The following is a 13,924-nucleotide window of genomic DNA, read 5'->3' as shown; positions in this document are numbered from 1 at the left end:
CCCCCCCCCCCCCCGGGGGCGCCGGGGGGGGCCCCCCCCCCCCCGCCCCCCCCCGGAACCCAAGTTTCGATGCGCAGCCCTTAGCTCTGCGCCCACTCCCTCGACATCATCCGTACGTAAGAAGCCGGCGCCGTTCCCAGCGAGTCGAAGGTCACGATCTCATACGCATCCGGCTGCGCCAGCAAAGCCCGCAGCAAATCGTTGTTGAGCGCATGCCCCGACTTGTGCGCCGTGTAGCTGGCCAGCAGCGGGTGCCCCACCAGGTACAGGTCGCCGATCGCATCCAGGATCTTGTGCCGCACGAACTCGTCCTCGTAGCGCAGCCCGTCCGCATTCAGGATGCGGTACTCGTCCATCACGATCGCGTTTTCCAGCGAGCCGCCGCGCGCCAGGCCCATGCCGCGCAGGCTTTCCACGTCCTGCATGAAGCCGAAGGTACGCGCGCGCGCGACGTCGCGCACATAGGTGATGTCGCCGAAGTCCACCACGGCGCGCTGCATGGTGCCGTCCACCGCCGGGTGGTTGAATTCGATGAAGAAGTCCAGCCTGTAGCCATCGTAGGGCGACAGGCGCGCCCATTTCTCGCCGGCGCCCGTGCCCTGGCGCACTTCGACGTCCTTCAGCACGCGGATGAACTTGCGCGGCGCGTCCTGCTCTTCCACGCCCGACTGCTGCAGCAGGTACACAAAAGAAGAGGCCGAGCCGTCCATGATCGGGATTTCCTCGGCCGTGACGTCGATATACAGGTTGTCGATGCCCAGGCCGGCGCAGGCCGACATGATGTGCTCGACGGTGGAAACGCGGGCGTCGTCCTTGATCAGGACCGAGGCCATGCGGGTGTCGCCCACGACCTCGGCGCTGCTGGGGATCTCGACGATGGGGTCGAAATCCACGCGGCGGAACACGATGCCGGTATCGGCCGCGGCAGGACGGAGGGTCAGCTCCACCTTGCGGCCCGAATGCAGGCCGACGCCGGTGGTGCGGACGAGTTCTTTGATGGTTCGTTGTTTCAGCATCCGCCGATTATAGCCCGGCTCTCCCGGCCTTGCCGGCGAGGCCCCCTTCCTCAGGGATGCTCGGATTCGACGTGCTGTTTTTCGTGGCGAATCAGATACAAACCGCTGCCGATGATGATCGCGGCGCCCAGCAAGGTGTAGCCGTCGGGCAGCGTTTTCCACAGCAGCCAGTCCAGGCCGACGCCCCAGGCCAGGGCCGAATATTCGAAGGGCGCGACGCTCGAGGCCTCGCCCTTGGTGAAGGCCTCGGTGATCGCCAGCTGGCCGATGAAGCCCGTCACCGCCAGGCCGCACAGCAGCGGGATGTCGGCCGTGCGCATGCCGACCCAGTCCGGCGCGGCCATGGCGCTGGCGCCGATGGCCATCATCAGCATCAGCCAGAACACCATGTGCTCGCTGCGGTCGGTACGCGACAGGATGCGCACCGTGATCGCGGAAACGGCGTAGCACAGGGCGGAACCCAGCACCGCCACCCCGCCGATGGTCAGGAAGCCGGCGCCGTCGGGGCGCAGCACGACCAGCACGCCGCACAGGCCGACGCCGATCGCCACCCAGCGCGCCAGGTCGACCCGCTCCTTGAGGAATAGCACCGACAGCGCCGTGATCAGGGCGGGCGCGATGAAGAAGATCGAATAGGCCTCGGCCAGCGACAGCTTCTTGAGGCCGTAGGCGAAGAAGGCCAGCATCAGGATGCCGAGCAACGCGCGCAGCACATGCATGCCCCAGCGGATCCGCAGGATACCCGTGTAGGCGCCGCGCCAGCCGAGATAGGCCGCCACCAGCGGCAGGGAACTGAGCGAACGCAGCGCCGCCACCTGGATCGCCGGATAGCGTGCGGACAGCAGCTTCATGGCCGTGTCCATCATGGCGAACATCAACACGGCCAGCAGCATCGCGTAGATGCTGTACAGGTTTTTACCCGAATGCTTCAAAGGCGCTTTTCCATGAACAGGCTCAAGGGGTCCGGCCGGTAGCCGCCGAAAGGCTCGCGGCGCACGAAGCCGGCGCGCTCGTAGAGGCGGATTGCCGGCGCCTGGTGGATGCCGGTTTCCAGCATCAGGGCCTGCAGGCCGGACATGCGCGCGAACATGCTCAGGTGCTCCAGCAGCTGGGTGGCGGCGCCGCGCCCACGGCAAGCCTCGTCCACGTACATGCGCTTGATCTCGCCGTAGCCGCCGCGGTTCACCAGGGCGGCGCAGCCGACCGCCTTGCCGCCAACGTCACGCGCGACCAGGAACAGTGCATCCTCGCGCAGCAGCGAGTCCACGTCCAGCAGGTGGTTGGATTCGGCCGGGTAGAGCTCCGCGTGGTAGGCGTCGAGCTTCTCCAGCATGGCCCGTACTTCGGGCTGGTCGGGGGTTTCGGTATTGATGATCATGACTAAAAACGGCGCCGCGGCGCCGTTTGCAGGGGTTGGCTTTCGATTAGCCCAGCTGTTCGAGCATCTTTTCGGCGCTCGAGACTTCGAAGCCGGCGGCTTCCACGTTCAGTTGCTTGACGACGCCGTCTTCGACCAGCATCGAGTAGCGCTTCGAGCGGGTGCCCATGCCGTGCTTGGAGAAGTCGGCGTCCAGGCCCAGGGCCTTGGAGTAGGCGGCGTTACCGTCGGCCATCATGCGCACGATGCCGGTCGCTTTCTGGTCGCGGCCCCAGGCGCCCATCACGAAGGCGTCGTTGACCGAGATGCACCAGATTTCGTCCACGCCCTTGGCCTTCAGGGCTTCGGCGTGCTGGACGTAACCCGGCACGTGCTGGGCCGAGCAGGTCGGGGTGTAGGCGCCCGGCAGGCCGAAGATCACGATCTTCTTGCCCTTGACCAGGTCGGCGACCTGGAAGGTGTTCGGGCCGAGCGAGCAGCCTGCGGTCTCGGTCTCGATGAATTCCGACAGGGTGCCTTCCGGCAGGCGATCGCCGATTTGAATGGTCATGTGCGCTCCTTGAGGTGTTTTGAGAATCTGGCAATTATCGCCGATCCGGGACGTCCTTGCAGCGAACGAGCCAAGTCGATGTATCACTGGCCCACCACCCTCAAAACCGTCATCGCCGCCAGTGGCGGGGATGACGGCTCAAAGGGTGCGGTACTAGCTGGAGATGGCGGTCTGCCCGCGCACAAATAAAAAGGGCCAGCTCACGCTGGCCCCCTTCAGGATTTCAACCGACTAGTAGTCAGTCAGCCTGCTTGCGCAGGAACGCCGGGATGTCGTAGGTCTCGACACCGTTACGCTGCATCGCCTGCACCTGCTCCGATGCCTGCTCGCGGCGCCACACGGCCGGCTGCTTCAGGCCGCCGACGGCGGTGTCGGCTGCGCCCATGGCCATGCCGCCGCTCACCGAGGCTGCGCCAGCCATGGTCGGGGCATTGTAGGTGCCGGTCTTGAGCATCGGCTGCGGCTGCACCAGCTGGATCTTCTTGTTCTTGCCCAGGCCGGTCGCGACCACGGTCACGCGCAGCTCGTCGCCCATGGCGTCGTCGTAGGCGATACCTTGTGCGATCGACGCGTCCGGAGCGGCGAAGGCACGGACGGCTGCCATGACTTCCTTGATCTCCTTACCCTTCAGGCCACGGCTTGCGGTCACGTTGACCAGCACGCCCTTGGCGCCCGACAGGTCGATGCCGTCCAGCAGCGGCGAAGCCACGGCTTGTTCGGCGGCGATGCGCGCACGGTCCACGCCCGAGGCGGTCGCGGTGCCCATCATGGCCTTGCCCTGCTCGCTCATGATGGTCTTGACGTCGTTGAAGTCGACGTTGATGTGGCCCGGCACGTTGATGATCTCGGCAATGCCGGCCACCGCGTTGTTCAGCACGTCGTCGGCGTGCTTCATCCAGTCCAGCATCGACTCGTCTTCGTAGATGTCTTCCAGCTTCTCGTTCAGGATCACAATCAGCGAGTCCACGTGCTTGGTCAGCTCTTCCAGGCCGGATTCGGCGACGTCCATGCACTTCTGGCCTTCGTAGGAGAACGGCTTGGAGACCACGGCCACGGTCAGGGCGCCCATCGACTTCGCGACTTCGGCGACGATCGGGGCGGCGCCGGTGCCGGTGCCGCCGCCCATGCCGGCGGCGATGAAGACCATGTGCGCGCCGCGCAGCGCGTCTTCGATGCGCGAACGCGACTGCTCGGCGAGCTGGCGGCCGACTTCCGGACGCATGCCGGCGCCCAGGCCGGACGGGCCGATCTGGATCACGTTGTGCGCGCTCGAGGCGGCCAGCGCCTGCGCATCCGTGTTGGCGGCGATGAACTCAACACCGGACACACCCTTATTGATCATGTGCTGAACCGCGTTGCCGCCGGCGCCACCGACGCCGACAACCTTGATCACGGTTCCCAGTGCTGCGTTATCGACCATATCGAACTCCATGATGAACTCCTAATATTCAAAATGCTGTCCCGGTACGAGGCGAGGCTCGAAATATGCGCCTCATCCGGTAACTGCGATTGTATTTAAAAATCTGTATTTAGTGACGAATTTTTACGACGAATTTTTTACTTCTATCCCTGCTTCAGAAATTCCCAGCTATCCATTCCTTCATACGCTGCCACACTGCCTTCACGGAACCATCCTGACGCGTCACGATGTGGCCACGCAGGTACTGCTTCTTCGCTTCCAGCAGCAGGCCGAGCACGGTGGCGTAGCGGGGGCTGCGCACCACGTCGGCCAGCTGGCCGCGGTAGTCCGGCGTGCCGAGGCGCGCCGGTTTGAGGAAAATGTCTTCCGCCATCTCGATCATGCCCGGCATGATCGCGCTGCCGCCGGTGAGGACGATGCCCGACGAGAGCACCCCTTCGTAACCGGATTCACGCACCACCTGGTGCACCATCGCGAACAGTTCTTCCACGCGCGGCTCGATAACGGCCGCCAGCGCTTGTCGCGACAGCGCGCGCGGGCCTCGGTCTCCCAGGCCCGGTACTTCCAGGGTCTCGCCCGGGTCGGCCAGTACCTGCTTGGCCACGCCGTAGCGGATCTTGATATCTTCTGCTTCGCCAGTCGGAGTGCGCAGCGCCATCGCGATGTCGCTGGTGATCTGGTCGCCGGCGATCGGGATCACCGCCGTGTGGCGGATCGCGCCGTCCGAGAACACGGCGATGTCGGTGGTGCCGCCGCCGATGTCGATCAGGACCACGCCCAGTTCCTTCTCGTCGTTGGTCAGCACGGCGTCGGCCGAGGCCATCGGCTGCAGGATCAGGTCCGAGACCTCGAGGCCGCAGCGGCGCACGCACTTGACGATGTTCTGGACCGCCGACACCGCGCCGGTGACGATGTGCACCCGCACTTCCAGGCGGATGCCGCTCATGCCGATCGGCTCGCGCACGTCTTCCTGGTTGTCGACGATGAATTCCTGAGGCACCGTGTGCAGCAGCTGCTGGTCGGTCGGAATGTTGACCGCCTTGGCCGTCTCGATCACGCGCGCCACGTCGGTCGCGGTGACTTCCTTGTCCTTGATCGCCACCATGCCGCTCGAGTTGAACGAGCGGATATGGCTGCCGGCGATGCCAGCATAGACGTTGCGGATCTTGCAGTCGGCCATCAGCTCCGCCTCTTCCAGGGCGCGCTGGATCGACTCGACGGTGGCCTCGATGTTGACGACCACGCCTTTCTTCAATCCTTTCGACTCGTGCTGACCGAGGCCGATCACCTCGTGGCGTCCGTCGGACATCACTTCGGCCACCACCGCCACCACCTTGGAGGTGCCGATGTCGAGGCCGACGATCAGGTTTTTCGCGTCTTTAGTCATTGCTGTTTGCCTGCTTAGATGTGCTTGCTAGTTTTGGTTGTCGTAGTCGTTTTCTTTTTCGCCGCCTTGACCGGCTTGGTGGCGTCGCTCGGCACGCTCAGTGCGGCCGAGGACAGCGCCAGTCCGTTCGGGTAGCGCATGTCGATCGTGTCGATGCGCCCTTCCTGCAGCCGGGCGACCAGCTGCGGGTACACGCCGACCAGGCGCCGCACGCGGTGCTTCAGCGTGTTGCGGTCCTGCTCGCGTCCCAGTGCCACGCTCATGCCGTTGTCCAGCTTCACGGTCCAGGCGTACCGGTTGGACAGGGACAGCGCTTGCGGCATCAGCTCTACCTTCGCGAACAGCGCGCGCAGTTCGGTGAAGCGGGCCAGTACTTCCTTCTCACTCCCCAGCGGGCCCTCGAAGGCCGGCAATTCGTGATCGTCGCCGGCTTCGCCCAGGTTGGCGGTGAAGACGTCCCCCTTGACCGACAGCAGGCGGCCGTCCTCGCCCCAGGTGCCGAGCGCTTCGTGCTCTTCCACCTCGACGATCAGCTGGTTCGGCCATTCGCGGCGCACCGTGGCGCGGCGCACCCAGGGAACGGTCTCGAAGGTGGTCCTCACCTGCTCCAGGTCGGCGGTGAAGAAGTTCCCGCGAATCTTGCCGATCACGCCGTTGCGCACCGTGAGTTCGTTCACGTGGCGCAGGTCAATCCCGTACATGCTTTCCACCGTCACCGCGCGCAGCGAGAACATGGGCAGCTGCGACAGCCACCACACGATCGAGGCGAGGCAGGCGAGCACCGTCAGCGCGGTCAACGCGCTGGCGCTTGCATTCAGGGACCGGACGTCATGCCACATCTGCGCTTATCCCTTCGCCTGGCCCATCTTGAGGCGTGCCGAGCGCAGGATTTCCACGCACAGGTCCTCGTAGCTGATGCCCACCGCGCGCGCCGCCATCGGCACCAGCGAGTGGCCGGTCATGCCCGGCGAGGTGTTCACTTCCAGCAGGAAGGGACGCATGTCGCTCTCGCGCACCAGCACATCCACCCTGCCCCAGCCCTCGCAGCCGAGCGCGCGGTAGGCGTTCACGGCGTGGCGCTGGATCTCTTCGGTCAGCGCCGCCGGCAGGTCCGCCGGGCAGTGGTACTGGGTGTCGTCGGTGAAGTACTTGTTCTGGTAGTCGTAATTGCCTTCCGGAGCCACGATCTCGACGATCGGCAGCGCGCGCGCCTGCGCGCCGGTGCCCAGCACCGCCACCGTGAACTCGCGGCCGGTGACGAATTCCTCGGCCAGAACCACTTCGTCGAAGCCGGCGGCCAGCTCCACCGCGGCCTTGAATTCCTCGGCCTTGTTCACCTTGGTGATGCCGATGGTCGAGCCTTCCAGCGGCGGCTTGACGATCAGCGGCAGGCCGATGTCCGCCACCACCTTGTCCAGGTCGGTGCTGCCGTCGATGCTCGCGTATTTCGGGGTCGGCACGCCGTGCATGATCCAGATCTTCTTGGTGGTGATCTTGTCCATGCCGACGCTCGAGGCCATCACGCCGCTGCCGGTATAGGGAATGCCGAGCTGCTCCAGCGCGCCCTGCAGGCTGCCGTCCTCGCCGTAGCGGCCGTGCAGCGCGATGAACACGCGGTCGAAGTTCTGTGCGGCCAGCTCGGCCAGGCTCTGGGTGCCCGGGTCGAACGGATGGGCGTCGACGCCGCGGCTGATCAAAGCGTTCAGCACGCCGGTGCCGGACATGATCGACACGTCGCGCTCGGCGGAGCGTCCGCCGAACAGCACGCCGACCTTGCCCAGGGATGCCGGATCAAAAGTGGTGGTGGTGTTCACGATCTATCAAGCCTTTGCATTGGTCAGTTGGTGGGGGACGCCGCTGATCGAGCCCGCGCCCATGGTGATGACGACGTCGCCGTCGCGCGCCACGTTCAGGATGGCTGCGGGCATGTCGGCGATCGCCTCCACGAAAATCGGTTCCAGCTTGCCGCCCGTGCGCAGCGCACGCGACAGGGCGCGGCCGTCGGCGGCCACGATCGGCGCTTCGCCGGCCGGGTAGACGTCGGCCAGCAGCAGCACGTCCGGGGTCGACAGGACCTTGACGAAGTCCTCGAACAGGTCGCGGGTGCGGCTGTAGCGGTGCGGCTGGAAGGCCAGCACCAGGCGGCGGCCCGGGTAGGCGGCGCGCGCGGCGGCCAGGGTCACCTCGGTCTCGACCGGGTGGTGGCCGAAGTCGTCGACCAGGGTGAAGCTGCCGCCGGCCGGCAGGGCGACTTCGCCGTAGCGGGTGAAGCGGCGGCCCACGCCGCGGAATTCCAGCAGGCCTTGCGCGGTGGCGGCGTCGTCGATGCCGATCTCGCGCGCGATGGCGATCGCCGAGCAGGCGTTCAGCACATTGTGCATGCCCGGCTGGTTCAGCACGAACTTGGTGTCCGGGTAGCCGGCCTGGCGCACGGTGAAGTGCATCTGCACGCCTTCGGCGTAGGCGTCGAGCGCACGCACTTCGGCCTCTTCCGAGAAACCGTAGGTGGTCACCGGCTTGGTCACCTGCGGCAGGATGTCGCGCACGTGGCGGTCGTCGATGCACAGCATGGCGCGGCCGTAGAACGGCAGGCGGTGGGTGAAGTGCACGAAGGCGGCCTTGAGCTTCTCGAAGTCGTGCTCGTAGGTGTCCATGTGGTCGGCGTCGATGTTGGTGATCACCTCGATCATCGGCGTCAGGTTCAGGAAGGAAGCGTCCGACTCGTCGGCCTCGGCCACGATGTACTCGCCCGAGCCCAGCTTGGCGTTGGCGCCGGCCGCGGTCAGGCGGCCGCCGATGACGAAGGTCGGGTCCAGGCCGCCCTGGGCCAGCACCGAGGCCACCAGGCTGGTGGTGGTGGTCTTGCCGTGGGTGCCGGCGATGGCGATGCCGCGCTTCAGGCGCATCAGTTCGCCCAGCATGATGGCGCGCGGGACCACCGGCACCTTGGCCGCGCGCGCGGCCACCACTTCCGGATTCGCTTCGTTGACGGCGGTCGAGGTCACGACCACGTCGGCGCCCGCCACGTGCTCGGCCTTGTGGCCGAGGTAGACCTTGGCGCCGAGGTCGGCCAGGCGCTGGCTCGCGGCATTGCTGTTCAGGTCCGAGCCCGACACCTTGTAGCCGAGGTTGACCAGCACTTCGGCGATGCCGCTCATGCCGCTGCCGCCGATGCCGACGAAGTGAATGTTTTTGATCTTGTGCTGCATGCGCCTTTTACCTTGCCAGTTGTTCCAGTTCACGGGCGATCGCGTCGTTCGCGTCGCGCTTGCCCACGCGCTGCGCCGCCTCGGCCATGGCCAGGCAACGCTCGCGCGTGGTCGTTTGCAGCAGGTTTGCCACCCGCTGCGGATTCAGTTCGCCTTGCGGCAGGTGCACCGCCGCCTGCTGCGCATCCATCCAGACCGCGTTGTCGCGCTGGTGGCTGGTGGTGCTGGCGACAAACGGCACCAGCACGCTGGCCACGCCGGCCGCCGTCAGCTCCGACACCGTGATCGCACCGGCGCGGCAGATCACCAGGTCGGCTTCGGCATATGCCGCGGCCATGTCGTCAATGAAGTCGACCACGTTCGCGTTGACACCCGCCTGCGCATACGCCGCGCGCAGGGCCTCGATATTCTTCTTGCCCGACTGGTGGGTCACGATCGGACGCACGGCCGGGTCGATCAGGCCGAGTGCGGCCGGCACGCTGTCGTTCAGCACCTTGGCGCCCAGGCTGCCGCCCACCACCAGCACGCGCAGCGGGCCGTTGCGGCCGGCGAAGCGCTGCGCGGGCGCAGGCAAGTCCAGGATCGCCTGGCGCACCGGGTTGCCGGTGACCACGGCGCGGTCGGCCGCCTTGCCGAAATCGGCCGGGAAGCCGAACAGCACACGGTCGGCCATCGGCGCCAGGGTCTTGTTCGACAGCAGCAGCGCGGCGTCGGCGTTGACCAGGGCCAGCGGCACACCGCGCATGCGCGCCATCAGGCCGCCCGGCACGGTGACGTAGCCGCCCATGCCCAGCACCACATTCGGCTTGCGCGTCGCCAGGATGCGGCGGCAGGCCAGGAAGCTGTTCAGCATCTTGAAGGCGCCCTTGACCGTGTGGCCCAGGCCCTTGCCGCGCAGGCCGGCGAAATCGATGCTGTCCATCGGGATCCCGGCTTTCGGCACCAGGTCGGTTTCCATGCCGTGGGCGGTGCCCAGCCAGCTCACTTCCCAGCCGCGTGCGCGCATGGTCTGCGCGATCGCGATGCCAGGGAAGATATGGCCGCCGGTGCCGGCCGCCATGATCATGAGACGCTTGGTCATACCCGGCCTCCCCGCATGCGCACGCGGTTCTCGTAATCGATCCGCAGCAGGATCGCCAGGCCGACGCAGTTGAACATCACGCCCGAACCGCCAAAGCTCATCAGGGGCAAGGTCAGGCCCTTGGTCGGCAGCAGGCCCAGGTTCACGCCCATGTTGATGAAGGTCTGCACGCCGATCCAGATGCCGATGCCCTTCGCGGCCAGGCCGGCGAAGACCTGGTCCAGGGCGATGGCCTGGCGGCCGATGTCGAAGGCGCGCTTGACCAGCCAGTAGAACATCGCGACCACGGCCAGCACGCCGGCCAGGCCGAGCTCTTCGCCGATCACGGCCATGATGAAGTCGGTGTGCGCTTCCGGCAGGTAGTGCAGCTTTTCCACGCTCGAGCCCAGGCCGACGCCGAAGAACTCGCCGCGGCCGAAGGCGATCAGGGAGTGGGTCAGCTGGTAAGCCTTGTCGAGCGCATTGTCTTCCTGCCACGGATCGAGGTAGGCGAACATGCGGGCGCGGCGGAAGGGCGAGAGCGCGATGATCGAGGTGAAGATCACCACCAGCAGCGCGCCGATGCCGCCGAACCAGATGATGTTGATCCCGCCCAGGAACAGGATGCCCATGGCGATGCAGACGATGACGCCGAAGGCGCCGAGGTCCGGTTCCATCAGCAGCAGGCCGCCGACCAGGCCGATCGCGACCATCATCGGCAGGAAGCCCTTGGTCAGCTTGTGCATGTATTCCTGCTTGCGCACCGTGAAGTCGGCGGCGTAGAGCACGGCCGCGATCTTCATCAGCTCCGACGGCTGCAGGTTCATGACCTTGAGCGGCAGCCAGCGGCGCGCGCCGTTGACCGACACGCCGATGCCCGGGATCAGCACCAGCATCAGCAGCACCAGGGTGCCGATGAAGAGCATCGGCGCCCACTTCTGCCACACGGCGACCGGCACGCGGAACACCACGGCGGCGGCGGCCATCGAGACCGCGATGTACATCATCTGGCGATACAGGAAATACTCGTTCTTGTCCCCCAGGTAAGCGAACTTGGGCGAGTCGGGCAGCGCGATCGAGGCCGAATAGACCATCACCAGGCCGAACAGCATGAGCAGGACGGTCACCCACACCAGGGGCTGGTCGTAGTCCATCATCTTCGACGGACGGCTGCGCGCCGCGATGCTCGCATCGCTGGCCGTGCCCGAGAACTTGAACGGAATCTGGAAAGCCATCAGATTTCCTGCCCCTTCTCGAGTGCGATTTCGCGCACGGCATCGACGAACACCTGCGCGCGGTGCGCGTAGTTGGTGAACATGTCGAGGCTGGCGCAGGCCGGCGACAGCAGCACGGCGTCGCCCGCCTTGGCCAGGCCGGCGGCGCGGCGCACCGCTTCCGGCAGGCCGGCCAGGTCGAACACCGGCACGCCGGTCGGCTCGATGGCGGCGCGGATGGCGGGCGCGTCGCGGCCGATCAGCAGCACGGCGCGCACATAGCGCGAAGCCGGCAGGGCCAAGGGAGCGAAGTCCTGGCCCTTGCCGTCGCCGCCGGCGATCAGCACGATCTGCTGGTCTTCGCCCGTGAAGGCCTTGCCCAGGCCTTCCAGCGCGGCCACGGTGGCGCCCACGTTGGTGCCCTTGCTGTCGTCGTAGTAATCGGCGCCCTCGATGCTGGCGACCAGTTCCACGCGGTGCGGCTCGCCCGCGTATTCGCGCAGGCCATGCAGCAGCGGCGCCAGCGGCAGGCCGCAGGCGCGGCACAGGGCCAGCGCGGCCAGTGCGTTGGAAGCGTTATGGATGCCGCGGATGCGCAGCGCGTCGGCCGGCATCAGGCGGTTGACGGTCGTTTCCACCGGCGGCGGCAGCTCGCCTTTCTTGAGCTTCTTCGGCGGCTCGTCGTCGGCGGCGACCGCATTGGCCAGCCACAGCACGCCGCGCTCGTTGACCAGGCCGAAGCTGTCCGGCTCCGAAGGCTCTCCGGTGCCGAAGGTGTGGACCGGGCTGCCGACGGCGGTCATGCGCATCACGACGGCGTCGTCGCGGTTCAGCACGCGCACGGTATCGGTACCAAAGATGCGCGCCTTGTCGGCCGCGTAGGCATCCATGCTGCCGTGCCAGTCGAGGTGGTCCTGGGTCACGTTCAGCACCGTGGCGGCATCGGCCTGCAGGCTGAAAGTGGTATGCAGCTGGAAGCTGGACAGTTCCAGCACCCAGGCCTGCGGCAGCTCATTGTTGTCGAGGACTTCGCGCAGCACGTCCAGCGCGGCCGGGCTGATGTTGCCGGCCACGCGGGTCGACAGGCCGGCGCGGCGGCACAGCAGGCCGGTCAGGCTGGTGACGGTGGTCTTGCCGTTGGTGCCGGTGATGGCGATGACTTTCGGGGCATAGCCGCGGGCCAAGCGCAGGTGGGCCAGGGCCTGGGCGAACAGTTCGATCTCGCCCCACACCGGGATGTGGCGCTCGTGCGCGGCCGGGGTGATGGCCGCCAGTTCGCGGTTCGGCGCCAGGCCCGGGCTGACGGCGACGAAGTCGACGCCGTCGAGCAGGCTGGCGGCGAATTCTCCGCCGACGAATTCGGCGTTCGGCAGCGCCTGGCGCAGGGCGAACAGGCGCTGCGGCTCGGTGCGGGTATCGGCGACGCGCACGCGCGCGCCTCCGCGCGCCAGCCATTGCGCGATTGCCAGCCCGGATTCACCCAGGCCCAGTACCAGTGCGGATTTGCCTTCGTAGTTCATCAGCGCAGTTTCAGAGTCGACAAGCCAACGAGGATGAGCACCATGGTCACGATCCAGAAGCGGACGACGACCTTGGTCTCTTTCCAGCCCTTTTGTTCGAAATGGTGGTGCAGCGGCGCCATCAGGAACACGCGGCGGCCGGCGCCATACTTCTTCTTGGTGAACTTGAACCAGCTCACCTGGATGATCACCGACAGGGTCTCGGCCACGAACACGCCGCCCATGATGAACAGCACGATTTCCTGGCGCACGATGACGGCCAGGGTGCCGAGCGCGCCGCCCAGCGCCAGCGCGCCGACGTCGCCCATGAACATCTGGGCCGGGTGCGCGTTATACCAGAGGAAGGCCAGCCCCGCCCCCGCCATCGCGCCGCAGAAGATCAGCAGTTCGCCGGCGCCCGGGATGTAGGGGATGAACAGGTATTTCGAGTAGGTCACGCTGCCGGTCAGGTAGGCGAACAGGCCCAGGGCGCCGCCGACCATCACGGTCGGCATGATCGCCAGGCCATCCAGGCCGTCGGTGAAGTTGACCGCGTTGCTGGTGCCGACGATGACGCAATAGGTCAGCGCGATGAAGCCCCAGACGCCCAGCGGATAGCTGATCGACTTGAAGAAGGGGACGATCAGGTCGGCCTTGGGCGGCAGGTCCATCGAGAAGCCCGACTCGACCCAGGCGTAGAACAGGCGCGCCACTTCCCACGGGTTCGCGGCCGAGACCGAGAACGCCAGGTAGAAGGCTGAGGACAGGCCGATCAGCGACATCCAGAAGTATTTCTCGCCCGAGCGCATGCCTTCCGGGTCCTTGTAGACCACCTTGCGGTAGTCGTCGACCCAGCCGATGGCGCCGTAGCCCAGGGTCACGACCAGCACCGGCCAGATCAGGCGGTTGGACAGGTCGCACCACAGCAGGGTCGAGACGCCGATCGCGATCAGCACCAGCACGCCGCCCATGGTCGGGGTGCCGTGCTTGGTCAGGTGGGTCTGCGGACCATAGGTGCGCACCGCCTGGCCGACCTTCATTTCGGTCAGCTTGCGGATCACGACCGGGCCGCACAGCAGGCCGATGGTGATCGCGGTAATGGTCGCGAACACCGCGCGGAAGGTGATGTAGTTGAATACTCGCAGCGGACCGATGTAGTCCTGGAAGTATTGAGCAAGCCAGAGAAGCATG

Annotated in this window: 13 protein-coding genes; all 13 read right to left on the bottom strand. The window is 66.4% G+C overall.

The features are described from left to right. Window positions 1-80: 80 nt before the first annotated feature. Window positions 81-1,016, bottom strand: a complete 936-nt coding sequence (lpxC, locus tag KBW95_RS17225) for a UDP-3-O-acyl-N-acetylglucosamine deacetylase (protein WP_211525383.1) — start codon at window positions 1,014-1,016, stop codon at window positions 81-83. 50 nt (window positions 1,017-1,066) lie between these two features. Beyond that, complete coding sequence (locus KBW95_RS17220) at window positions 1,067-1,909, bottom strand: DMT family transporter (protein WP_211528854.1); 843 nt, start codon at window positions 1,907-1,909, stop codon at window positions 1,067-1,069. 35 nt (window positions 1,910-1,944) lie between these two features. Continuing rightward, window positions 1,945-2,394: a GNAT family N-acetyltransferase gene (locus tag KBW95_RS17215; RefSeq protein ID WP_211528851.1), complete on the bottom strand. Its 450-nt coding sequence runs from the start codon at window positions 2,392-2,394 to the stop codon at window positions 1,945-1,947. A gap of 46 nt (window positions 2,395-2,440) precedes the next feature. Continuing rightward, the gene (locus KBW95_RS17210) at window positions 2,441-2,944 is read right to left on the bottom strand and encodes a peroxiredoxin (protein WP_211528850.1); all 504 of its coding nucleotides are present in this window, start codon (window positions 2,942-2,944) and stop codon (window positions 2,441-2,443) included. 238 nt (window positions 2,945-3,182) lie between these two features. Continuing rightward, window positions 3,183-4,376, bottom strand: a complete 1,194-nt coding sequence (gene ftsZ, locus KBW95_RS17205; protein WP_211525380.1) for a cell division protein FtsZ — start codon at window positions 4,374-4,376, stop codon at window positions 3,183-3,185. Between the two features lie 142 nt (window positions 4,377-4,518). Then, window positions 4,519-5,751, bottom strand: coding sequence for a cell division protein FtsA (gene ftsA, locus KBW95_RS17200; RefSeq protein ID WP_211525379.1), 1,233 nt, complete (start codon window positions 5,749-5,751; stop codon window positions 4,519-4,521). 14 nt (window positions 5,752-5,765) lie between these two features. Beyond that, window positions 5,766-6,590 carry a cell division protein FtsQ/DivIB gene (locus KBW95_RS17195; RefSeq protein ID WP_211525378.1) on the bottom strand — a complete coding sequence of 275 codons (825 nt, stop codon included), beginning with the start codon at window positions 6,588-6,590 and terminating at the stop codon, window positions 5,766-5,768. Window positions 6,591-6,596: 6 nt separating this feature from the next. After that, window positions 6,597-7,565: a D-alanine--D-alanine ligase gene (locus KBW95_RS17190; protein WP_211525377.1), complete on the bottom strand. Its 969-nt coding sequence runs from the start codon at window positions 7,563-7,565 to the stop codon at window positions 6,597-6,599. Between the two features lie 6 nt (window positions 7,566-7,571). Next, complete coding sequence (gene murC, locus KBW95_RS17185) at window positions 7,572-8,960, bottom strand: UDP-N-acetylmuramate--L-alanine ligase (protein WP_211525376.1); 1,389 nt, start codon at window positions 8,958-8,960, stop codon at window positions 7,572-7,574. A gap of 7 nt (window positions 8,961-8,967) precedes the next feature. After that, window positions 8,968-10,041, bottom strand: coding sequence for an undecaprenyldiphospho-muramoylpentapeptide beta-N-acetylglucosaminyltransferase (murG, locus tag KBW95_RS17180; RefSeq protein WP_229429823.1), 1,074 nt, complete (start codon window positions 10,039-10,041; stop codon window positions 8,968-8,970). After that, on the bottom strand, window positions 10,038-11,255 hold the full coding sequence (ftsW, locus tag KBW95_RS17175; RefSeq protein WP_211525375.1) for a putative lipid II flippase FtsW: 1,218 nt from the start codon (window positions 11,253-11,255) through the stop codon (window positions 10,038-10,040). The genes murG and ftsW overlap by 4 nt, the downstream gene beginning before the upstream one ends. Next, window positions 11,255-12,754: a UDP-N-acetylmuramoyl-L-alanine--D-glutamate ligase gene (gene murD, locus KBW95_RS17170; protein ID WP_211528849.1), complete on the bottom strand. Its 1,500-nt coding sequence runs from the start codon at window positions 12,752-12,754 to the stop codon at window positions 11,255-11,257. The genes ftsW and murD overlap by 1 nt, the downstream gene beginning before the upstream one ends. After that, window positions 12,754-13,923, bottom strand: a complete 1,170-nt coding sequence (gene mraY, locus KBW95_RS17165; RefSeq protein WP_211525373.1) for a phospho-N-acetylmuramoyl-pentapeptide-transferase — start codon at window positions 13,921-13,923, stop codon at window positions 12,754-12,756. The genes murD and mraY overlap by 1 nt, the downstream gene beginning before the upstream one ends. Window position 13,924: the final 1 nt, after the last annotated feature.

The organism is Massilia sp. ZL223 (assembly GCF_018119395.1).
Classification (GTDB): Bacteria; Pseudomonadota; Gammaproteobacteria; order Burkholderiales; family Burkholderiaceae_D; genus Telluria.
This window is presented reverse-complemented; position numbering and strand designations above follow the sequence as displayed.

Coding starts and splice junctions, on each gene's coding strand:
- lpxC (WP_211525383.1), bottom strand. CDS start 1,016: ATGCTGAAACAACGAACCATCAAAGAACTCGTCCGCACCACCGGCGTC.
- KBW95_RS17220 (WP_211528854.1), bottom strand. CDS start 1,909: ATGCTGCTGGCCGTGTTGATGTTCGCCATGATGGACACGGCCATGAAG.
- KBW95_RS17215 (WP_211528851.1), bottom strand. CDS start 2,394: ATGATCATCAATACCGAAACCCCCGACCAGCCCGAAGTACGGGCCATG.
- KBW95_RS17210 (WP_211528850.1), bottom strand. CDS start 2,944: ATGACCATTCAAATCGGCGATCGCCTGCCGGAAGGCACCCTGTCGGAA.
- ftsZ (WP_211525380.1), bottom strand. CDS start 4,376: ATGGAGTTCGATATGGTCGATAACGCAGCACTGGGAACCGTGATCAAG.
- ftsA (WP_211525379.1), bottom strand. CDS start 5,751: ATGACTAAAGACGCGAAAAACCTGATCGTCGGCCTCGACATCGGCACC.
- KBW95_RS17195 (WP_211525378.1), bottom strand. CDS start 6,590: ATGTGGCATGACGTCCGGTCCCTGAATGCAAGCGCCAGCGCGTTGACC.
- murC (WP_211525376.1), bottom strand. CDS start 8,960: ATGCAGCACAAGATCAAAAACATTCACTTCGTCGGCATCGGCGGCAGC.
- murG (WP_229429823.1), bottom strand. CDS start 10,041: ATGACCAAGCGTCTCATGATCATGGCGGCCGGCACCGGCGGCCATATC.
- ftsW (WP_211525375.1), bottom strand. CDS start 11,255: ATGGCTTTCCAGATTCCGTTCAAGTTCTCGGGCACGGCCAGCGATGCG.
- murD (WP_211528849.1), bottom strand. CDS start 12,754: ATGAACTACGAAGGCAAATCCGCACTGGTACTGGGCCTGGGTGAATCC.
- mraY (WP_211525373.1), bottom strand. CDS start 13,923: ATGCTTCTCTGGCTTGCTCAATACTTCCAGGACTACATCGGTCCGCTG.